Below are 19,719 nucleotides of genomic sequence, written 5' to 3'. Positions count from 1 at the left end.
TGGAGGGGTGGAGATGACCGGCAGGATTCGGAACCAGCGGTTCGCGGCGAAAGTCGTCGAAGCCCCGGAAGCCGTCGAGCTGATCGAGCCGGGCGCCAACGTGGGCATGAGCGGATTCACCGGTGCCGGATACCCCAAGGAGGTGCCGGGCGCGCTGGCCAAACGGGTCGCCGAGGCGCACTCGCGAGGACTGCCGATGAAGTTCGGCCTGTGGACCGGCGCCTCCACCGCACCGGAACTGGACGGGGCGCTCGCCGACGTGGAGGGCATCGACCTGCGCCTGCCGTACCAGTCCGACCCGGTCACCCGGGCGAAGATCAACAGCGGCCTGATGGACTACACCGACATCCACCTCTCGCACGTCGCGCAGCGCGTGTGGCAGGGCGCCTTCGGCAAGCTCGACGTCGCGGTGGTGGAGGTCAGCGGCATCACCGAGGACGGTCGTCTCGTCCCGTCCTCCTCGGTGGGCAACAACAAGACCTGGCTCGAACAGGCGGACCGGGTGATCCTCGAGGTCAACTCGTGGCAGAGCGAGCACCTGGAGGGCATGCACGACATCTACTACGGCACCGCGCTGCCACCCCGGCGCAAGCCGATCCCGATCACGCGCCCGGCCGACCGGATCGGCACGCCGTACCTGGAATGCCCCGCGGACAAGGTGATCGCCGTCGTGGAAACCGAATCACCCGATCGCAACACGGTTTTCACACCTCCGGACGAGACGTCCGAGCGGATCGCCGGGCACGTGCTGGACCTGCTGGAAACGGAGGTCCGCTCCGGTCGGCTGCCCCGCGAGCTGCTCCCGCTGCAGTCCGGGGTGGGCAACGTGGCCAACGCCGTCCTGGCCGGGCTCGGCGCCGGGCCGTTCGACGGGATGACCGCCTACACCGAGGTGATCCAGGACGGCATGCTGGCGCTGATCGAATCGGGGAAGCTGCGGACCGCCTCCGCGACGGCGTTCTCGCTCAGCCCCGCGGCGATCGACCGGTTCAACCGCGACGCGGCGGCGTACCGGGACAGGATCCTGCTGCGCCCGCAGGAGATCAGCAACCACCCCGAGGTGGTGCGCCGGCTCGGCTGCCTGGCGATGAACGGCATCGTGGAAGCCGACATCTACGGCAACATCAACTCGACGCACCTGATGGGCAGCCGGATCCAGAACGGCATCGGCGGCTCCGGCGACTTCGCGCGCAACGCCCACGTGTCGATCTTCGTCACGCCGTCGGTCGCCAAGGGCGGTGCGGTGTCGGCGATCGTGCCGATGGTCTCCCACGTCGACCACACCGAGCACGACGTCGACGTCATCGTGACCGAGCAGGGGCTGGCCGACCTGCGCGGCCTGTCGCCCAGGAAGCGGGCCGAGCGGATCATCGCGAACTGCGCCCACCCCGACTTCCGCCCGGCGCTCCAGGACTACTACGACCGAGCGCTGCAATCGTCGTTCGGCCTGCACACCCCGCACCTGCTGGGCGAAGCGCTGTCCTGGCACCAGCGCTACCTCGAAGAGGGCTCGATGCGCCCTGCTGCGGCGAACTGAGCACGGCGGCGCGATCTCGCGGGAATTCAGGCGTCCGGATTCCCACGGGATCGCGCGCGCTCCAGGCCGACCGGGTCGTGAGCGCTGAACACCTCGACCTGGTCGCTCTGCGCGGTGGCCAGGTCCCGCAGCCGGTCCTGGTTGTGCCGCCGCAGCGGGCCGTCGACCTGCACCTTGTTCTGGAAGTAGCGCAGCATCGGGCTGCAGTGCGGGTGCTCGGCCATCTCGCCGTGGTGGAAGAACGCGTCACCGGCGTGCAGCAGCCACTTCCCGTCCGGTTTCCGCACCGCGACGCCGGTGTGGCCCCTGGTGTGGCCGGGCAGCGGCACGAGCAGGATCTCCGGTGGCAGGCCAGGCAGGTCGCGCACCGCTTCGAAGCCGAACCAGCGCTCCCCGCCGGTGCTTCCGTGCACCCTCCACTTCGGACCGTGCTGGAACTGGTGGCGCAGGTAGCGGTCCTGCTCGACGTCGCGCAGCATCGTCCGGTGCTCGACGTCGTGGACGTGCACCTGGGCGTGCGGGAAGTCCGGCAGCCCGCCCGCGTGGTCGAGGTCCAGGTGCGTGAGCACGATGTGCCGCACATCCTCGGCCCGGTGACCCAGGCGCTCCAGCTGGGCAACCGCCGTCTCGTCGGCGTCGAGCACCGGGCGGGCCAGCCGCAGCCGCTGCTTCATGAGCTTCGCGTGCGTGGTGACGTCCGGGATGCCCATGCCGCTGTCGACGAGCACCAGCCCCTGCTCGGTCTCGACGAGCAGGCAGTGGCAGATCATGCGCGCAGCGCCGAACCGGCTGCCCGCGCTGTTGACCAGCCGGCCACCGAAGGGCCGCATGGTGCCGCAGTTGAGGTGGTGGATCCGCATCAGTCCCCCTCCGCCCGCGCCGCTTCCAGCAGTGCGGTCAGTTGTGCTCCTGTCGTTCGCAGCGGCGCGACGTCGCGCTGCACCTTGGCCAGCAGCAACCCGCCTTCCAGCAGCGACAGCGCGACGACGGCGAGTTCCGCGGCCCGCTGCGCCGGGATCCCCCAGCCGCCGAACCGCTCGGCCAGCTGCTCCTGCCACAGCCCGTAGGCCTCGCCGCACGCGGACCGCACCTCGGAGCTCTCCGCGGAGGCCTCCAGGGCGACCGTGGCCACCGGGCAGCCGCGGCGGAAGTCCGATTCGACCAGCGACCGCTCGAAGTGCGCCACGATCGCCGCGACGGCCTCACCCGGCTCCGCCACATCGGCCAGCAGCGCCAGCAGCTCGCCGACCTGCCGTCCGGAAGCGGCGACCGCCTCGGCGGCGAGCTGCTGCTTGCCGCCGGGGAAGTGGAAGTACAGCGAGCCCCGCGGCGCGGAGGACTCGGCGAGCACCTGGTTGACGCCGGTGCCGTGGTAACCCTGCTGGTTGAACAGCTCCATCGCGGTGTCGAGCATCTGCTGCCGCGTTCGCGCACCCTTCTTCACGAGAGAAAATATGACAGTCGGTCTACCTATTTTCAAGTCCGAACTTCCCCGGACGCCAGAAAGGGGTCGTGAGCGCACAACGGTGCTGGAACACTGTTATGCACTCACGACCCCGCACGACAGGACCGGAACGTCAGCGTTGCGCACTCCGCAGTGCGACTGAGCAGTCCACTGTGGCCGAGCATGCGCTCCGGGCAGCGAGCTGCGTTGAGGTCAGAAACCCGTTCCGCACCAAGGGGTTTCGAGGGTCGCGAACAACCGGTCGGCCGCCGCGAGCGACGCCGGGTCGCGCACCTCGACGCGCCCGGCCGCCACCAGCGTCGACGGCAGCTGGTCGCCCAGGTACAGCGCGGCGAGCGCCGACACGTCCAGGCTCAGCTGCGGCTCGGCCGTCGAACGCTCGACGCCGTCCGGCCCGATGCGGTAGCCGCCCTCGTTACCCGGCAGGAAGGCGTCCCGGACCTCGACCACCACCGGTTCCGCCGCGCCGTAGGTCCGCGCCCGCAACGCCGCGAGCACGTCCACCAGGCGCACCCACAGGTCGTCGTCGATCTCGGTCACCTCGCACCGGCGGCGGTCGGTCAGCCACCACTCCAGCGGCTCGTCCAGCGGCCGGACGTGCCCCACCACGCGGCCGACCAGATCGATGCCCAGGATGAACCGCCACAGCTCCGCCACCGCAGTGGCATCGGTGCCCTTGAGGTCGTGGACGTCCACAGTGGCCCCGCCGGCGCCGGACTTCGGCTCGTACACGGCGAACCCGTCGTCCGCACCGTCCTCGTCGGCGTGCACCGCGACCAGGCAGCCCTCGCCGAGGTACTGCCGGACCCCCGACCACCACGCCTCGTCCCGGCCGATCCACCCCGGCCGGTGGACACCGAACCCCTGGTAGATCTCCGGGAGCAGCGCGCCCGCCGCGTCCCAGTCCAGCACTCGCACCTGGCCGCCCCGCGGCGCGTCGTCCCGGAACGCCACTCGAGCGCGTTCCAGCTCCACCTTCCGGTGACGGGAGGCCACGCCGTAGCCGAACCGCTCGTAGATGGTGGCCTCCGAGGCGTGCAGCATCGCCACCGGCTCGCCGCGCTGCGCCACGTCGTCGAGCTGCGCGCGCATCAGCCCGCGGAGCACTCCGCGCCGGGTCCGGTCGGCGCGGACACCGACACCGGTCACCGCACCCGCGGCCACCCGACCACCGGGCACCGCGAGCTCGTTGGTCGTAGCTATGGCCGTGCCGACCAGCTCACCGCCGTCGAACGCGCCCAGCACTCGCCCGAGCTCGTAGCGGCCGCTGCTGCGCTCCCAGTCCTCGTCCTTGGACGGTCGGTGCAGCAGGGCCCGCCGGAACAGGTCGTTCGCCGCTCGGAACTCGGACTCGGCCAGTGCGCGCACGTCGATCACGCCGCGATTCTCCCGGTCATCGCCGCCGGAAGCGACTGATTTTCCGCCCCCGTCCGGCGAACCTCACTTGGGGTGGCCGACCTCGTAGACGCCCTTGCTCGTCTTCACCGTGACGGTGACGGTCTTGTCCTCCGCGCCGATCCGCACCTTGCAGTCGAACCGGTTGCCGGTCTGCACCGCCTGCCCTCCCGGGCAGCTCACCGAACCGACCCCGGCCAGCCCGTAGGAGCCCTTCAGCGTCTGCTCAACGCCCTTCTCCACGCTGCTCGCGTCGAACACCGAACGCACGAACCACCCGGGCACGATCAACCCCAGCACCAGCACCACGGCGACCAGGAGCACGCCGACACCGCTGAGCACCCACGGCAGCACCGAGCGCTTCTTCCGCGGCGGCGGGCCGAAACCGCCCTGAGGCGGGAACTGCCCCGCGGGCCGCTGGTACGACTGCGGCTGCTGGTACTGCTGGCCGTAGCCGTACTGCGGCGGCGGCGGTGGTGGCTGCGGCGGCGGTGGTGGCTGCGGCGCGAACCCGCCCTGCTGCGGGTAACCCGGCCCGCCCGGCGGCATCCCGGTGTTCGGGGGCTGCTGCCCCCAGTGGGGATAACCCCCTGGCGGCGGGCCGTAGGGGGACGACATCTGCACCTCCGGACGATGTTGCACACGGCATCGCGAAGAGATCCAACCACAACCGCCCGGCCGTCCGAATCGGCCGGGCGGTCGTCGCTCACCCCGAACTCAACCGACGTCCCCTGCGGGAGCCGCAGCAGACACGGCGGATGCCCCTCCTGATGCAGGACACCCCCGTGTCAACCGGAGTCCTGCGCAACCGCACCCCAGGGGACCGTGACGCAACCCAGCCGCAAGAAACCCCGAAAACGCAAGATCGCTCCTGGACGCAACCACCACTGAAAAACGCGGAGAGGCGGGACCGTCAGACCGCCCCCGCCGCCACCACGCCGCGGCGGATCGCGGTGACCGCCTTCGCCGCCGCCGCGCCCACCGGGTCGGACACCCCGACCACCTCGCGGATCTGGTCCAGCAGGTCGATCACCTGGCGGCACCACCGCACGAAGTCGCCCGCCGACAGCTCGTGCCCGCTGGACTCCGCCGCGGTGAGCACCTTCTCCAGCGACTCACCGCGCGCCCAGCGGAACACCGGCCAGGCGAAACCCGCATCGGGCTCGCGGGTGCGGTTCAGCTTGTGCCTGCGCTCGTCGTCCTCCAGCTCCGCCCAGAGCTGCCAGGTCGCCTCCAGCGCATCGGTGACCGCCCCGGCAGGCACCTGCGGCGCCAGGCCCTCCCGCCGCGACTCGTACACCAGCGAGGAGACCACCGCGGCCAGCTCCGGCGGGCCGAGCCCGCTCCAGGTGCCGACCCGCAGGCACTCCGCCGCCAGCAGGTCGGACTCGCTGTAGAGCCGGGACAGCCGCCGCCCGTGCCGCGTGACCTTGTCGTCCTCGCCCGGCTCGGCGGGCAGGTAGCCGCGTTCGGTCAGCAGCGCGACGATCCGGTCGAAGGCCCGGGCCAGCGAGTGCGTGGTGGCCGCGACCTTGCGGCGCAGGTTCTCGTTCTCGCTGCGCAGCCGCTCGTAGCGCTCCGCCCAGCGCGCGTGGCTCTCCCGCTCGTCGCAGCCGTGGCACGGGTGCGCCTTCAGCGCGCGCCGCAGCGTCGCCAGCTCCGCGTCGTCGGTGGCGTCCGAGCGCCGCCTGCCGCGTCCGCCGGACGACTCCAGCCCGGTGTTGCGCAGCGACGACGCCAGGTCGCGCCGGGACTTCGGCGACCGGGTGTCGACGTGCTTGGGCAGCTTGAGCTTGCCCAGCGGCTCCACCGGGGAGGTGAAGTCGGCGACCGACAACCGCCCCGACCACCGGTCCTCGGTGACCACCAGCGGCCGCGGCTCGCCCATCGGCTCCAGCCCCGGGTCGATGACCACCGCCAGGCCCGAGCGGCGGCCGGCGGGCACCGAGATCACATCGCCCTTGCGCAGCTTCTCCAGCGACTTCGCCGCCTCCGCCCGCCGCGACTGCCGGTTCTGCCGGGCCAGCAGCTTCTCCCGCTCCGAGATCCGGCGGCGCAGCTGGAAGTACTCGTCGAAGTCGCCCAGGTGGCAGTGCATCGCCTCGGAGTAGCCGCTCAGCGCCTCGCTGTTGCGGTCCACCCGCCGCGACAGGCCCACCACCGAGCGGTCGGCCTGGAACTGCGCGAAGGACTGCTCCAGCAGATCCCGCGCGGCGTCCTGGCCGACGCGCTGCACCAGGTTGACGGCCATGTTGTAGCCGGGCCGGAACGAGGAGCGCAGCGGGTAGGTGCGGGTGGAGGCCAGACCGGCCACCTGCTTCGGGTCGACGCCGGGCTGCCAGACGACCACCGCGTGGCCCTCGACGTCGATGCCGCGCCGCCCCGCCCGGCCGGTGAGCTGCGTGTACTCGCCGGGGCTGAGGTCCACGTGCGACTCGCCGTTGAACTTCACCAGCCGCTCCAGCACCACCGTGCGGGCGGGCATGTTGATGCCCAGCGCGAGCGTCTCGGTGGCGAACACGGCCTTGACCAGGCCGCGCACGAACAGCTCCTCGACGGTCTCCTTGAACGCGGGCAGCAACCCGGCGTGGTGCGCGGCCAGCCCGCGCTCCAGCGCCTCCCGCCATTCCCAGAAGCCCAGGACCGACAGGTCGCTCTCCGGCAGGTTCGCGGTGTGCTCGTCGATCACCTCGCGGATCTCGGCCACCTCGGACTCGCTGGTCAGCCGCAGCCCGGCGCGCACGCACTGGGAGACGGCCTGGTCGCAGCCGTTGCGGCTGAAGATGAACACGATCGCGGGCAGCAACCCGGCGGCGTCCAGACCGGTCAGCACCTCCACCCGCGACGGCGGGAAGAACCGGGGCGGACGCGGGCCCTTGCGCTTGCCGTTGTTGGGCCCGTTGCGGCGGCCGCCGTAGGGCAGGTGCACGCGGGCCAGCTGCTGGGTGTGGCGCAGCAGGCTCGGGTTCATCTGCAGCTCGCGGTCGGCGCTCTCGCCGCCGAACAGGTCGAACATCCGCGGCCCGACCAGCATGTGCTGCCACAGCGGCACCGGCCGGTGCTCGTCGACGACCACGGTGGTGTCGCCGCGCACCTCCTGCAGCCACTCGCCGAACTCCTCGGCGTTGCTCACCGTCGCGGACAGGCTCGCGACCTGCACGTGGTCCGGCAGGTGCAGGATCACCTCCTCCCACACCGCGCCCCGGAACCGGTCGGCGAGGTAGTGCACCTCGTCCATCACCACGTAGCCGAGCTGCGCCAGGCTGCTGGAGCCGGCGTAGAGCATGTTGCGCAGCACCTCGGTGGTCATCACGACCACCTGGGCGTCGCCGTTGATCGAGGTGTCGCCGGTCAGCAACCCGACCGCGTCGCTACCGTGCCGCTCGCACAGGTCGGCGTACTTCTGGTTCGACAGCGCCTTGATCGGCGTGGTGTAGAAGCACTTGCGGCCCTCCTGCAACGCCAGGTGCACGGCGAACTCGCCGACCACGGTCTTGCCCGCGCCGGTCGGCGCGCACACCAGCACGCCGTGACCGGCCTCCAGTGCCTGGCACGAGGTGCGCTGGAAGGGGTCGAGCTCGAAGGACAGCTGCCCCGCGAAATCGGTCAGCTTCGGGTGCACACCGCGGCGGGTGTGCTTGGCGAAGGACTCGGCCGGGGACAGCTCGGTGGGGTTGGAACGGCTAGCAGCCACCTCCCAAGGTTTTCACATCCCACCGACGACCGTCTCGACCGAGCCCGCACCGGCGGTGCGCACCTCGTCACAATCCGGCCATTTCCGCAGGTGAGGACCCGTGAGTGGTTTGTGGTGCCCTAGCCTCTCAAAACGCTCACGGCCCCTGAGCGGGCGAGACGTCAGCCCGCGACCTTCCGTTCGCCTCAGCCCACGACCTGCAGTGCGCCCGGCGCGCAGCGGATGGTCAGCGGCAACCGGGCCTGGGGTTCGCCGTCGGCGTAGGCCAGCCAGCCGTTGTCGCCGCCCAGCCGGATCCGCCGGGCCCGCAGCGTGGTCACCGCCGGGTGCTCCACGTGCCCGCCGGAGCGCAGCGTCGGCAGGATCCCGATGAAGTCGCGCCGCGACACCGCGCCGACCACCGTCACGTCGAGCAGCCCGTCCGCCGGGTCGGCGCCCGGGCAGACCGGGATGCCACCGCCGTAGCAGGCGGAGTTGCCCACCGCGACCAGCGTCGCGGCCTGCTCGATGACACCGGACTCGGTCTCCACCCGCAGCGGCATCGCGTGCAGGCCCAGCAGCTCCCGGACCACCGCCAGGTCGTAGCGCCGCTGCCCGCGGGGCCAGCGCATCCGGTTCGCCCGCGCGTTGACCCGCGAGTCGAAACCGGCGCAGAGCACGGTCGCGAACCAGCCCGCACCCGCGGCCTTGCCGAGGTCGATGCTCCGCTTGTCCCCCGCCTGCAGCGCCCGGGCGACGGCGCGGGCCGCGGCGACGGCGTCGAGCGGCACGCCGAGCCCGCGCGCGAGGTCGTTGCCGGTACCGGCCGGGATCAGGGCGAGGGCGGTGCCGGACTCCGCGCACGCCTGCACCGCCAGGTGCGCGATGCCGTCACCGCCGACCACGGCGAGCACGTCGGCACCGTCGGACACCGCGCGCTTCGCGGCTTCGGCGGCACCACCGGCATCGGTGGCGATCACCGTCCGGACGTCGCAGACAGCGCGGAGGTGGCCGACGATTTCGCCGACCACCTTCGCCGAGAGCCGACCACCGGCCGCGGGGTTGATCAACAGGACACAGCGCACGAGGCAAGATCCTCACCCACGCGGCACCGCCTTGGCCAGTGGCCGTGTCCAACTCGTGAGCGGCGCCGGTGGCCCGCACCAGCGCCGCTCACGGCACATCACGTGACGTCGTCGTGGTCCCGCCGGGGCGCCTGCGACGCCTGCAGGTCGAGTTCGGAACCCCGGAAGTCGATCTCGGAGGCCTCGTCCAGCCCGACCGCGTCGAGCCCCTGGGCCGCGAGCTTCTTGGCCTTGCGCTTGTCGTTGGCCCGGCAGATGCCCATCGCGATGATGAACAGCACGGACAGCGCCGCGGCCAGCGCGAGCATCGAGAACGGGTCCTGGCCGGGTGTCGCGATCGCGGCGAACACGAACAGCGCGAACACGATGCCCCGCCACCAGCTCTTGAGCTTCTCGTAGCTGACGATGCCGGCGAGGTTGAGCATCACCAGGATCAGCGGCAGCTCGAAGCTGACACCGAAGATCACCAGCAGCAGCAGCATGAAGCTGATGTACTTGCCACCGGTGAGCGCGGTGAAGAACGCGTCCCCGCCGAACCCGGACATGAACGCCAGCGCCACCGGCAGGATGTAGTACGCCAGCACCGCACCGGCCAGGAACAGCACCGTCGCGCAGCTGACGAACAGCCGGGCGAACTTGCGCTCCTTGGCGTACAGACCGGGCGTGATGAACGCCCACAGCTGGTACAGCCACACCGGGCTGAACAGCACCGCACCGACCGCCACGCCGACCTTGAGGGTCAGCATGAAGATCTCGAACGGCTCGGTCTGCAGCAGCTGGCAGTGCCCGTTGGGGGACAACCGCTGCGTCTCGGGCAGCTGGCAGTACGGCTCCAGCAGGAAGTCGCTGAGCGTGGGCAACCCGAAGGCCGAGTTGGAGAACCACCAGATCCCGAAGATCGCGCCGATGATCACCGCCGCGATGGCCACGCCCAACCGGTACCGCAGCTCGTAGAGGTGATCCACGAGCGTCATGGTGCCGTCCGGGTTGTGCCTGCGGCCCCACCGGCGGCGCTCCTTGCGGAACGGGTTCAGGCGACGCAGTGGATTACCCACCGTGTTGTCCCGTCCTCACTCAGTTCTTGGAGTCGTTGCGCTGCTTCTCGTCGGCCGGGGACGGCGACGTCACCGGAGGCGCACTGGTCTCACCGGCGGTCAGCTCCGGCTTCGGCTTCTCCTCCTCAGCCTTCTTCGCGGCTTCCTCGTCGGCCTTCATGCCGCGGGCTTCTGCCTTGAACACGCGCGCGGACTGGCCGAGCGAGCGGGCCATCTGCGGGAGCTTGGTGGCGCCGAACAGCAGCACCAGAACCAAGACGATGAGGATCAGCTCCCAGCCACCTGGCAAACCCATCCGAACACAACCTTTCGTGATGTCCCTGCTGGGCGACATCGTACGCGCGGCAGGGCTGGACAAATAGGGCCGTTGAGCGTCACCCGCGGCGACGTTCGGCGAACGCCACCTTGAGCCCGGCCACGCGCGCCTTCACCAGGCCGCTGCGGTCCGCGAGGTCGTGGGCGACCTGCCGCTGGACGGACTTGAACCGGGAAACCTCCCGGAGGACCCGGACCAGCAGCAGCACGAGCAGGACCAGACCCGCTCCCAGCAGCACAAGACTCCACACGTACGGCACCCGGTCACCGTATCGGGCTCAGATGGACGGAAGGTGACGTGCCCGTGCCAACGCGTCTTCCGCGCGTTGACGCACGTCACAAGCCAGGTCGTCGGGGCTGAGCACCCGGGCCTGCCCGCCCAGGCCGAGCAGCAGCCTGCTCATCCAGCTCCGGTCGGAGTAGCGCATCCGCACCCGGGCCCGCCCGTGCGGCAGCTCGACGACCTCGTCCACCTGGTAGTACTCGGCGACCCAGCGCGCGTCCGGCTCCAGCTCCAGCTCGGCCACCGACTGGTCGGGCGCGGGCCGGAACAGCCCCTCCGACACGTCGGTGGGCTCGGCCTCCGAGGGCGGCTGCGCCGCTTCGCCCAGCACCGCGACCTCGTCGATCCGGTCCAGCCGGAACATCCGCACGCCCTGCGCGCTGCGGCACCAGGCCTCCAGGTAGCTGCGCCCGTCGATGAGCAGCAGCCGCATCGGGTCGACGGTCCGCTCGCTGATCTCGTCGCGCGAGGGCGTGTAGTAGCGGATCCACAGCGCCCGGCGCAGCGTCGTGGCCTCCTGCACCGCTGCGCGCACGCCGGGCTGCACCGCGCCCCCGCGGCCTTCCAGCCCGACGACCACGCCGGCCGGGCGGGCCTGCCCGACGGCGTTCTCCACCTTCGCCAGGGTCCGCTGGACCGCGTCGGTGTCGGTGATGCCCGGCGTCTCGGCCAGCGCCCGCAGGGCGACCAGCAGCGCGGTGGCCTCCGAGGCGGTCAGCCGCAGCGGTCGCCGCATGCCCGCGTCGTAGGTGACGGTGATGGTGTCGCTCTCGAAGGAGAGGTCGATCAGGTCACCGGGCCCGTAGCCGGGCAGCCCGCACATCCACAGCAGCTCCAGGTCCTTGCGCAGCTGCTGCTCGGTGACGCCGAAGTCGCCCGCGGCGTCGGCGACCGGGATGCCCGGCCGGCTCAGCAGGTACGGCACCAGCGCCAGCAGGCGCGGCAACCGCTCGGTCGCGCTCGTCACCGCGTCCCCTCCCCCGGCTTGCCCTGGTCCACCACGTCCAGGTGGATCTCGTGGATCGTCTTGCGCAGCGTGTCCGGCTCCAGCACCAGCACGTCGGCCCCGTACCCGGCGAGCCAGCCCGCCGCCGATTCCGGGTAGTTCAGGTCGAGCTCGACCACGTCGCCCCAGTCGTCGCCGAGCTGCATCCGGTCCACGACCTTCGCCCGGCGCCGCGCGCCCTGGGCCCGCCCGTCCGCGATCCACACGCGGGCGAGCGTGCTGGGCTGGGCGTGGCGGTGCTCGCCCGCGACGAAGCTCAGCAGGTCGATGTCCGGTGGGCGCTGGACCTGCCCGGCCCGCCCGGTCGTCTTCACCTTGTCCTGGATGCGGGACAGCCGGAAGCACCGCGGCGCCTGCCGGTCGCGGTCGTGCCCGACGACGTACCAGCGCCCGCGCCAGGACACCACGCCCCACGGCTCGATGGTCCGCCGGTGCACGTCGGGGCTGCTCGGACGCCGGTAGTCGAACTCCACCACCCGGCCGCTCTGCACCGCCGCCAGCAGCGGCGCGAACGCGGGCTCGGTGGTGCGCACCTTGGGCTCGACGGCCGCCGAAGCGTGCTCGTCGACGTCCACGCCGGCCGCGCGCAGCTTCAGCAGCGCGCCGCGGGCCGCCGCGGTGAGCTCCGGGGCGTCCCACAGCCGCACGGCCAGCGCCACGGCGGCGGCCTCGTCGGGCTCCAGGTCGATGTCGCCGAGTTCATAGTCGCGACGCGCGATCCGGTAACCGTCGGTGGCGTCGAAGGCCGAGTTCCGGCCGGTCTCCAGCGGGATGCCCAGATCCCGCAGTTCCGCCTTGTCCCGTTCGAAGGTCCGGAAGAAGGCCTCGTCAGTGGGCGCGCCGGAGTAGCCCGGCACGATCGCCCGGATCCGATCCGCGGTGAGGTACTGGCGGGTCGACAGCAGACACAGCACCAGGTTCACCAAGCGTTCAGCACGCACAGTGGCCACTGCAGAACTCTAGCCCGCCCGGATTCGATCATGTGTTTGGGTCGGGGCGTGTTGTTCCCAGTGGGGCGCGCGGGACCAAAGAGGCATTGATTTCGGCCTGCACTGAAGTCACGATGAACGCGAAGAAGTTTCACGACGGTCCGCGCCCGGCCGACCGCGAAGAAGTTCGCGATGATCAATCCGCGCCTACCCTGGACGCATGTCCGAACGCGTCTTGATGATCACCGGGGCATCTCGCGGAATCGGTGCCGCGACCGCGCGAGCCGCCGCCGCGGCCGGCTACCGCCTGGTCCTCACCGCCCGCTCCGCCGACGCCCTGTCCGCCCTGGTCGACGAACTCGGCCCGGAAACCGCGCTGGCGCTGCCCTGCGACGTCACCGACTACGCCAACCTCACCGAGGCCGTCCAGCACGCCGAGGACCGCTTCGGGCGCCTGGACGCGGTGTTCGCCAACGCGGGCACCAGCCTGCACACCTCGTTCCTCGGCAACGGCGGAGCCGAACCCGAGCAGTGGCGCGACATGGTCCTCACCAACGTCTACGGCGCCGCGATCACCGCCCGCGCCGCACTGCCCGCCCTCACCCGCACCGAGGGCCACCTGCTGCTGACCGGATCCAACGCGGGCCGCGGCATCCGCCCGGGGAACCTCTACTCGGCGACGAAGTGGGCGGTCACCGGCATGGCCCAGAACATCCGCGCGGAATGCGTGGGCACCGGAGTCCGCGTGACCCTCATCCAGCCGGGCATGGTCGAGACCGAGATGACCGAGGACACCCAGGACGTCCCCAAGCTCAACGCCGAGGACATCGCCAACGCGGCCCTCTACGCCCTCCAGCAACCACCCACGGTCGACGTCAACGAACTCATCATCCGCCCCACCGGGCAACAGCGATGACCTTCCGCGGTGGAGGGCACCTCCGAACGCTCGGAGATGCCCTCCACCGCGGGGTCAGAGCGAGTTGATGAGGCGTTCGACGCGGTCGTCGACCGCCCGGAAGGGGTCCTTGCAGAGGACCGTGCGCTGGGCCTGGTCGTTGAGCTTGAGGTGCACCCAGTCGACCGTGAAGTCCCGGCCCGCGGCCTGCGCGGCGGCGATGAAGTCACCGCGCAGCTTGGCCCGGGTGCTCTGCGGCGGGGTGTCCTTGGCCGCCTCGATCTCGCCGTCCTCGGTGGCCCGGTCCACCAGGTCCTTGCGCTGCAGCATGTCGAACAGCCCGCGGCCGCGCCGGATGTCGTGGTAGGCCAGGTCCAGCTGGGCGATCCGCGGGCTGGACAGCTCCAGGCCGTGCTTGCCGCGGTAGCGCTCCAGCAGCCGGTGCTTGATCGCCCAGTCGATCTCCCGGTCGATCAGCGAGAAGTCCTGCTGCTCGATGGCGTCCAGCGCCCGGCCCCACAGCTCCAGGATCCGCTCGGTCATCGGGTCCGAACCGCGCCGCGCCACGTGGTCGACGGCCCGGCCGTAGTACTCCCGCTGGATGTCCAGCGCCGAGGCCTCCCGGCCGCCCGCCAGCCGGACCGTGCGCCGCCCGGTCAGGTCGTGGCTGATCTCGCGGATCGCGCGGATCGGGTTGTCCAGGCTGAAGTCCCGGAACTGCACGCCCTGCTCGACCATCTCCAGCACCAGGTTCGCCGAGCCGACCTTGAGCAGCGTGGTCACCTCGGACATGTTGGAGTCGCCGACGATGACGTGCAGCCGGCGGTAGCGCTCGGCGTCGGCGTGCGGCTCGTCGCGGGTGTTGATGATCGGCCGCGAGCGGGTCGTCGCGCTGGAGACGCCCTCCCAGATGTGCTCGGCACGCTGCGACAGGCAGTACACCGCGCCGCGCGGGGTCTGCAGCACCTTGCCCGCGCCGCAGATGAGCTGGCGGGTCACCAGGAACGGCAGCAGCACGTCGGCGATCCGGGAGAACTCCCCGGAGCGCCCGACCAGGTAGTTCTCGTGGCAGCCGTAGGAGTTGCCCGCGGAGTCGGTGTTGTTCTTGAACAGGAAGATGTCACCGCCGATGCCCTCGTCGGCCAGCCGCCGCTCGGCGTCGATGAGCAGGTCCTCCAGGATCCGCTCACCGGACTTGTCGTGCGTGACGAGCTGGACGAGGTCGTCGCATTCGGCCGTGGCGTACTCCGGGTGGGAGCCCACGTCCAGGTAGAGCCTGGCCCCGTTGCGGAGGAAGACGTTGGACGACCGCCCCCACGACACGACCCGTCGGAACAGGTATCTGGCCACCTCGTCCGGGGACAGTCGACGCTGCCCGTGGAAGGTGCAGGTGACCCCGAACTCGGTTTCGATGCCGAAGATCCGCCGCTGCATGACTCCACACTAGGCGCTAATACCGCTTCGCGGCGGTCCGCCGTTCGGGCACCTGTGGCGCGTCCTGCCGACGAAAACGGTTGCACCGCGTCATCGGGCGTGCCGCGCGGGCAGCCGGCCGGCCCGCACTGGACCTCGCCGCATCCCGGTCACCTCGCCACGGGCGGTGTCCGAAGCGGCCTCCGACCACAGCATGTTGTGACCTCCGGCGGCGTTGCGGCCGGTCAACGCTTGGCGGGCAGCCGTTCGGGGAATCCGGTGCTGAACGCACGAGTGCGGGACACCGGTCAGCCGACCGGCATCCCGCACTCGTGGAGTTATCCGGGCCTGTCGTTGGGCGATCTCGCGCGAACTCGCCGTCAGTCCCGCACGCGGAAGGGCGATTTCGCGGGAAATCACCACCGCCGCTACTTGCCCGCGGAGGTCTCCTCGGAACCCTCGGACTCGTCCGAAGTCGACGCCCGCTCCGGGATCAGCGCCTTCAGCGCCGCACCCTGGATCCGCCGGAAGGTGCGGTTCGGCCGGGCGCGGTCGAGCACCGCGACCTCCAGCTTGTCGGCGCTCAGCTCCCGGTTGCCGTCCCCGCCGGAGGACAGCGCCTCGATCGCCACCTTGGCGGCGTCGGCCAGTTCCAGCCCGTCGCTGAAGGACTCCTTGAGCGCGCTGGTGATCGCGTCGGCCTGACCGCCCATCACCACGAACTGCGGTTCGTCCACGATGGACCCGTCGTAGGTCAGCCGGTACAGCTGGTCGGTGTCCGCGGTGAAACCGGCCTCCGCCACGCAGATCTCCACCTCGAACGGCTTGATCTGCTCGGTGAAGATGGCACCCAGGTGCTGGGCGTAGGTGTTGGCCAGCGAGCGGCCGGTGACGTCACGCCGGTCGTAGGAGTACCCGCGCACGTCGGCGATGCGCACCCCGGCCACCCGCAGCGCCTCGAACTCGCTGTAGCGGCCCACCGCCGCGAAGCCGATGCGGTCGTAGATCTCGGAGACCTTGTGCAGCGTCGGAGACGGGTTCTCGGCGACGAACAGCACCCCACCGGCGTACTTGAGCACCACCACGCTGCGCCCCCGCGCAATGCCCTTGCGGGCCAGCTCGGAACGCTCCCGCATCAACTGCTCGGGGGAGGTGTAGAACGGCATCGTCACGGCTGTGCACTCCTGGTTCGAATCTGCTCGCGAGTCGGATCGGGGCGGGTGTCAGCCGCCGGGGTTCTCCAACCGGCCGTTGACGACCGCGGTGGCGACCTCGGAGGTGCGCTCCTCGGGCAGCCGCACGGCACCGTCGGCGGCCGTGATGGTGACGACCGACGGGAAGATGCGCCGCGACAGGTCCGGGCCACCGGTGGCCGAGTCGTCGTCGGCGGCGTCGTAGAGCGCCTCGACCGCGGTGCGCACCGCGGTGTCCAGGTCGGCGTCCGGGTCGAAGCGCTTCTTCAGCGCGGACTTCGCGAACAGCGAACCCGAACCGACCGCGTGGAAACCGGCCACCTCGTCGTAGCGGCCGCCGACCACGTCGTAGGACACGATCCGCCCGGCGCGTTCGGGATCCTCGGCATCGGTGTCGTAACCGGCGAACAGCGGCACCACGGCGAGGCCCTGCATGGCGGCCTGGAGGTTGCCGCGCAGCATGTTCGCCAGCCGGTTCGCCTTGCCGTCCAGCGACAGCGAGATGCCTTCCAGCTTCTCGTAGTGCTCCAGCTCGACCGCGTACAGCTTGACCAGTTCCTGCGCCACACCCGCGGTACCGGCGATGCCGACCGCCGAGTACGCGTCGGTGACGAACAGCTTCTCCATGTCCCGCTGGGCGATCAGGTTGCCCATGGTGGCCCGGCGGTCACCGGCCAGCAGCACACCGCCGCGGAAGGTCACCGCGACGATCGTGGTGCCGTGCGGTGCTTCCACCGCGCCCTCCGCCAGCTTCCGGCCGCCGGGCAGCAGTTCGGGCGAAGTGGACCGGAGGAAGTCGGTGAACGACGACGACCCCGGGGTGAGGTAGGCGGCGGGCAGTGCCTGACCCGGGAACTGGGTCGAGCTCGATTCCATCAGCGACATCGTCTCCCGATCGAAGGACCTGCGACTGGTACGCACTCTAGTCAAGATCCGGCGCGCAGCGGACGGCACCGGGCCGCGCGCGGCGGCCCGGAAACCGGTCCTGCTTACTGGCCGCCCTTCTGGACGTAGGCGCGGACGAAGTCCTCGGCGTTCTCCTCCAGGACGTCGTCGATCTCATCCAGGATGGCGTCCACGTCCTCGCCGAGCTTCTCGCGGCGTTCCTGGCCGGCTGCCTCGGGCCCCTGCTCTTCCTCGCCGTCGCCGCCGCCGTGCCGCTGAACCTTTTCCTGGGACATCTCGCCTCCCGGTGGTCGACCTCCGGACCTCCCCTGCACCGGGGACGTCCTGCTGTGAACACTACCCATCCGAACACCCGTTGGCCCACAGCCAGCCGGGGGTCATTGCGATCTCCCGGCCCCGCCTGAGGTGGCCCTCCGTCATCCCTTGGTCAGGGAGTCGACCAGCTCCTCGGCGCTGGCCGCGGCCTCCAGGAGCGCGCCGACGTGGGCCTTCGTGCCGCGCAGCGGTTCCAGCGTCGGGATGCGCACCAGCGATTCCCGGCCGAGGTCGAAGATGACCGAGTCCCAGGACGCCGCCGCCACCTCCGCCGGGTAGCGCTCCAGGCAGCGGCCGCGGAAGTAGGCCCGGGTGTCCTCCGGCGGCGTGAGCACCGCGTCGCGGACCTCCTCCTCGCTGACCAGGCGCTTCATCGAGCCGCGCGCGACCAGTCGGTTGTAGAGGCCCTTGTCCAGCCGGACGTCGGAGTACTGCAGGTCGATCATGTGCAGCCGCGGTGAGGCCCAGCCCAGGCTGTCGCGGCTGCGGTAGCTCTCCAGCAGCCGCAGCTTGGCCGGCCAGTCCAGCCGGTCGGCGCAGCTCATCGGGTCGGTGCTGAGCAGGTCCAGCACCTCGCCCCAGGTGTCCAGCACCTCGCGCGCGGCCCGCTCGCCGCCGTGCTCGTCGAGGAAGGCCGCCGCCCGCTCGTGGTAGGCGCGCTGCAGGTCCAGGCCGGTGAACCGGCGGCCGTCGGCGAGCTCCACGGTCTGCTTCAGCGTCGGGTCGTGGCTGATCAGGTGCACGGCCTGCACCGGGTCGACCAGCTTCAGGTCGTCGAAGCGCTGACCGGACTCGATCATGTCCAGCACCAGCGCCGCGGTGCCGAGCTTGAGGTAGGTCGAGGTCTCCGCCAGGTTGGCGTCGCCGATGATCACGTGCAGCCGCCGGTACTTGTCGGCGTCGGCGTGCGGTTCGTCGCGGGTGTTGATGATGCCGCGCTTGAGCGTCGTCTCCAGGCCGACCTCGACCTCGATGTAGTCGGAGCGCTGCGAGAGCTGGAACCCGGCCTTCTCCCCCGCCTGCCCGACGCCTACCCGGCCCGATCCGCAGATCACCTGGCGGGAGGCGAAGAACGGGGTCAGCCCGCCGATCACCGCGGTGAACGGGGTGCTGCGCGACATCAGGTAGTTCTCGTGGGTGCCGTAGCTGGCGCCCTTGCCGTCGACGTTGTTCTTGTAGAGCTGGATGGGCGCGGTGCCGGGCACGCTGGCCGCCCGGATCGCCGCCTCCTCCATCACCCGTTCGCCGGCCTTGTCCCAGATGACCGCATCGCGCGGATTGGTCACCTCCGGGGCGGAGTACTCCGGGTGCGCGTGGTCGACGTAGAGCCGCGCGCCGTTGGTGAGGATGACGTTGGCCGCGCCGAGGTCGTCGCCGTCGGAGTTGCTGGGCTGCTGCGCCGCGGCGCTGAGGTCGAAGCCGCGGGCGTCCCGCAGGGGCGATTCGACCTCGTAGTCCCAGCGCGCGCGCCTGGCCCGCGGGATGTCGGCCGCAGCCGCGTAAGCGAGCACGATGTGCGTGGAGGTCAGCACCGGGTTTGCGCTGGAATCGCCCGGCACGACGATGCCGTACTCCACCTCGGTTCCCATGATCCGCCGCATACCTCGCAGCGTACGGGGTATCACCGACCGTGCGGAGTGCTGCGCGCCACAGGATGTCGGATCGTGGTAAACACCGCCGGTGCCGGTGCGTCCGGTGGGCCTCGCCGGACGGCTGCGACGATCGGGTCATGAAGCCTGGCGAAGAACTGGTGGCCGTGTACGACGCGGCCGGGCGTGTCGTGGGCAGCGCGACCCGGCAGCGGATGCGCGCGGAAGGCCTGTGGCACGCGTCGTCGGCGGTGCTGGTCCGCTCCCCCGATGGCGAGAGCATCTACGTGCACCGCCGGACCGACACCAAGGACGTCTACCCCGGCCTGCACGACTGCGCGGCGGGCGGTGTCGTCGCGGCGGGCGAAGACCCGGACACCACCGCCGAGCGCGAGCTCGCCGAGGAGCTGGGCGTGCGCGGCGCGCCGCTGCGCTTCCTGTTCCGCTCCACCTTCGACCAGGGCACCGTGCGGTACCACGGTTTCCTCTACGAGGTCCGCTGGGACGGCCCGATCACGCACCAGCCCGAGGAGGTCGCCGCGGGCTGGTGGATGCCCCTGCCGGAACTCCGCGAACGCCTGGACGACCCGCAGTGGCCGTTCGTCCCGGACGGCCGGAAGTTCGCCCTGGAGTGGTTCGCCCGGATGTGAGGAGTCCGGGAGCGC

Annotated in this window: 19 protein-coding genes; 3 read left to right on the top strand and 16 right to left on the bottom strand. The window is 71.0% G+C overall.

Annotated elements, in window-relative coordinates:
* The first annotated feature begins 13 nt into the window (after positions 1-13).
* Positions 14-1,537: a succinyl-CoA:acetate CoA-transferase ScpC gene (scpC, locus tag ATL45_RS25500; protein WP_093155602.1), complete on the top strand. Its 1,524-nt coding sequence runs from the start codon at positions 14-16 to the stop codon at positions 1,535-1,537.
* Between the two features lie 26 nt (positions 1,538-1,563).
* Here the strand turns inward: scpC and ATL45_RS25495 are convergent, their stop codons facing one another.
* The 11 genes from ATL45_RS25495 to ATL45_RS25445 all read right to left on the bottom strand — a co-directional run bounded on the left by ATL45_RS25495 (position 1,564) and on the right by ATL45_RS25445 (position 12,764).
* A complete protein-coding gene (locus tag ATL45_RS25495; protein WP_093155601.1) occupies positions 1,564-2,397 on the bottom strand; it encodes an MBL fold metallo-hydrolase in 834 nt (277 codons plus the stop codon).
* Positions 2,397-2,981 carry a TetR/AcrR family transcriptional regulator gene (locus ATL45_RS25490; RefSeq protein WP_342775303.1) on the bottom strand — a complete coding sequence of 195 codons (585 nt, stop codon included), beginning with the start codon at positions 2,979-2,981 and terminating at the stop codon, positions 2,397-2,399. Before ATL45_RS25490 ends, ATL45_RS25495 begins: the two co-directional genes overlap by 1 nt.
* Positions 2,982-3,194: 213 nt before the next feature.
* Positions 3,195-4,379: a GNAT family N-acetyltransferase gene (locus ATL45_RS25485; protein ID WP_093155599.1), complete on the bottom strand. Its 1,185-nt coding sequence runs from the start codon at positions 4,377-4,379 to the stop codon at positions 3,195-3,197.
* 63 nt (positions 4,380-4,442) lie between these two features.
* A complete protein-coding gene (locus ATL45_RS25480; RefSeq protein WP_093155598.1) occupies positions 4,443-5,015 on the bottom strand; it encodes a DUF4333 domain-containing protein in 573 nt (190 codons plus the stop codon).
* A 295-nt stretch (positions 5,016-5,310) separates the two neighbouring features.
* Positions 5,311-8,091, bottom strand: coding sequence for a DEAD/DEAH box helicase (locus ATL45_RS25475; RefSeq protein WP_093155596.1), 2,781 nt, complete (start codon positions 8,089-8,091; stop codon positions 5,311-5,313).
* A gap of 185 nt (positions 8,092-8,276) precedes the next feature.
* Complete coding sequence (locus tag ATL45_RS25470) at positions 8,277-9,155, bottom strand: diacylglycerol/lipid kinase family protein (protein WP_093155595.1); 879 nt, start codon at positions 9,153-9,155, stop codon at positions 8,277-8,279.
* Between the two features lie 98 nt (positions 9,156-9,253).
* Entirely contained in the window at positions 9,254-10,210 is a 957-nt protein-coding gene (gene tatC, locus ATL45_RS25465) for a twin-arginine translocase subunit TatC (RefSeq protein ID WP_170210347.1), read from the bottom strand.
* 19 nt (positions 10,211-10,229) lie between these two features.
* Positions 10,230-10,505 carry a Sec-independent protein translocase subunit TatA gene (gene tatA / locus ATL45_RS25460; protein ID WP_093155593.1) on the bottom strand — a complete coding sequence of 92 codons (276 nt, stop codon included), beginning with the start codon at positions 10,503-10,505 and terminating at the stop codon, positions 10,230-10,232.
* Between the two features lie 79 nt (positions 10,506-10,584).
* The gene (locus tag ATL45_RS25455; RefSeq protein WP_093155592.1) at positions 10,585-10,785 is read right to left on the bottom strand and encodes a bacteriophage holin; all 201 of its coding nucleotides are present in this window, start codon (positions 10,783-10,785) and stop codon (positions 10,585-10,587) included.
* Positions 10,786-10,803: 18 nt separating this feature from the next.
* Positions 10,804-11,775 (bottom strand): helix-turn-helix transcriptional regulator, encoded by a 972-nt coding sequence (locus ATL45_RS25450; protein WP_093155590.1) that lies wholly within the window; start codon positions 11,773-11,775, stop codon positions 10,804-10,806.
* On the bottom strand, positions 11,772-12,764 hold the full coding sequence (locus ATL45_RS25445; RefSeq protein ID WP_093155589.1) for a helix-turn-helix transcriptional regulator: 993 nt from the start codon (positions 12,762-12,764) through the stop codon (positions 11,772-11,774). Before ATL45_RS25445 ends, ATL45_RS25450 begins: the two co-directional genes overlap by 4 nt.
* Before the next feature lie 199 nt (positions 12,765-12,963).
* Between ATL45_RS25445 and ATL45_RS25440 the strand changes: the two genes are divergently transcribed.
* On the top strand, positions 12,964-13,659 hold the full coding sequence (locus ATL45_RS25440; RefSeq protein WP_093155587.1) for an SDR family oxidoreductase: 696 nt from the start codon (positions 12,964-12,966) through the stop codon (positions 13,657-13,659).
* A gap of 54 nt (positions 13,660-13,713) precedes the next feature.
* On the opposite strand, the gene pafA is transcribed toward ATL45_RS25440, so the two are convergent.
* The 5 genes from pafA to dop form a co-directional block, all read right to left on the bottom strand.
* A complete protein-coding gene (pafA, locus tag ATL45_RS25435; RefSeq protein WP_093155586.1) occupies positions 13,714-15,072 on the bottom strand; it encodes a Pup--protein ligase in 1,359 nt (452 codons plus the stop codon).
* Between the two features lie 407 nt (positions 15,073-15,479).
* Positions 15,480-16,223: a proteasome subunit alpha gene (prcA, locus tag ATL45_RS25430; RefSeq protein WP_093155585.1), complete on the bottom strand. Its 744-nt coding sequence runs from the start codon at positions 16,221-16,223 to the stop codon at positions 15,480-15,482.
* 51 nt (positions 16,224-16,274) lie between these two features.
* Positions 16,275-17,120: a proteasome subunit beta gene (prcB, locus tag ATL45_RS25425; RefSeq protein ID WP_093155721.1), complete on the bottom strand. Its 846-nt coding sequence runs from the start codon at positions 17,118-17,120 to the stop codon at positions 16,275-16,277.
* 113 nt (positions 17,121-17,233) lie between these two features.
* Positions 17,234-17,425, bottom strand: coding sequence for a ubiquitin-like protein Pup (locus ATL45_RS25420; RefSeq protein WP_093155583.1), 192 nt, complete (start codon positions 17,423-17,425; stop codon positions 17,234-17,236).
* 141 nt (positions 17,426-17,566) lie between these two features.
* Positions 17,567-19,066, bottom strand: a complete 1,500-nt coding sequence (gene dop, locus ATL45_RS25415) for a depupylase/deamidase Dop (protein WP_093155582.1) — start codon at positions 19,064-19,066, stop codon at positions 17,567-17,569.
* A 128-nt stretch (positions 19,067-19,194) separates the two neighbouring features.
* Here dop and ATL45_RS25410 point away from each other — a divergent pair, with 128 nt between their 5' ends.
* Positions 19,195-19,704, top strand: coding sequence for an NUDIX hydrolase (locus tag ATL45_RS25410; RefSeq protein ID WP_093155580.1), 510 nt, complete (start codon positions 19,195-19,197; stop codon positions 19,702-19,704).
* The last annotated feature ends 15 nt before the right edge of the window (positions 19,705-19,719 follow it).

It is taken from the genome of Saccharopolyspora antimicrobica (genome assembly GCF_003635025.1).
GTDB lineage: Bacteria > Actinomycetota > Actinomycetes > Mycobacteriales > Pseudonocardiaceae > Saccharopolyspora > Saccharopolyspora antimicrobica.
The sequence above is the reverse complement of the archived record's forward strand: the minus strand, read 5'-3'. Positions and strand labels throughout refer to the sequence as shown.

Bases quoted from the DNA above. Each gene is read 5' to 3' on its own strand.
- ATL45_RS25440 (WP_093155587.1), top strand. From the start codon at position 12,964: ATGTCCGAACGCGTCTTGATGATCACCGGGGCATCTCGCGGAATCGGT.
- ATL45_RS25420 (WP_093155583.1), bottom strand. From the start codon at position 17,425: ATGTCCCAGGAAAAGGTTCAGCGGCACGGCGGCGGCGACGGCGAGGAA.
- dop (WP_093155582.1), bottom strand. From the start codon at position 19,066: ATGCGGCGGATCATGGGAACCGAGGTGGAGTACGGCATCGTCGTGCCG.
- pafA (WP_093155586.1), bottom strand. From the start codon at position 15,072: ATGCAGCGGCGGATCTTCGGCATCGAAACCGAGTTCGGGGTCACCTGC.
- scpC (WP_093155602.1), top strand. From the start codon at position 14: ATGACCGGCAGGATTCGGAACCAGCGGTTCGCGGCGAAAGTCGTCGAA.
- tatA (WP_093155593.1), bottom strand. From the start codon at position 10,505: ATGGGTTTGCCAGGTGGCTGGGAGCTGATCCTCATCGTCTTGGTTCTG.
- ATL45_RS25480 (WP_093155598.1), bottom strand. From the start codon at position 5,015: ATGTCGTCCCCCTACGGCCCGCCGCCAGGGGGTTATCCCCACTGGGGG.
- ATL45_RS25410 (WP_093155580.1), top strand. From the start codon at position 19,195: ATGAAGCCTGGCGAAGAACTGGTGGCCGTGTACGACGCGGCCGGGCGT.
- prcB (WP_093155721.1), bottom strand. From the start codon at position 17,120: ATGGAATCGAGCTCGACCCAGTTCCCGGGTCAGGCACTGCCCGCCGCC.
- ATL45_RS25495 (WP_093155601.1), bottom strand. From the start codon at position 2,397: ATGCGGATCCACCACCTCAACTGCGGCACCATGCGGCCCTTCGGTGGC.